Here is a 477-nt window from a genome sequence, read left to right on the forward strand (position 1 = left end):
GATCCGAACCGGATCCTGATCCTGGCCAGCGCCGGCGACGGCCGCCTGCGGCTGAGCCTGTTCGACCGCAGCGCCTCGCCGTGGAAGCTGCTGGCGGCGATCGACGACGTATCCGAGGGCCGCGCCGACCCCGCCCACGGCCGCCTGCTGTTCGCGCGCCAGACCCAGGCCGGGCTGTGGCAGGCCGACCTGTCCCTGACCCCGGCCAGCATCCGCCAGATCGACGACAGCGAACCGGTCGCCGACCGTTACCGGCTGTGGGACGTGGCCAGCGCGACCGGCGACCTGCGCTACATGGACCAGCAGCCGACCTGCCTGTCGCTGATGCGCCGGATCGCCACCCCGGAGCTGCCGCCCTCGGCCCTGTGCCTGGACCAGAGCCGGCGTTCGGCGATCAACGGATTCAGCCTGAGTCCGCGCGGCGACACCGTGTATTTGGCCCTGGCCAAGTGGGACGGCGCCGATATCGGTTACATG

The 477-nt window shown here is 71.5% G+C and carries 1 protein-coding gene; it reads left to right on the forward strand.

Features of this window, described 5'->3' with window-relative positions; genetic code table 11:
• Positions 1-477: hypothetical protein (locus tag JQK88_RS35590; protein ID WP_203281259.1), on the forward strand; the 477-nt coding region annotated here is incomplete at both ends.

The sequence above is a fragment of the Mesorhizobium caraganae genome, from assembly GCF_016836705.1.
Taxonomy (GTDB): domain Bacteria; phylum Pseudomonadota; class Alphaproteobacteria; order Rhizobiales; family Rhizobiaceae; genus Mesorhizobium; species Mesorhizobium caraganae.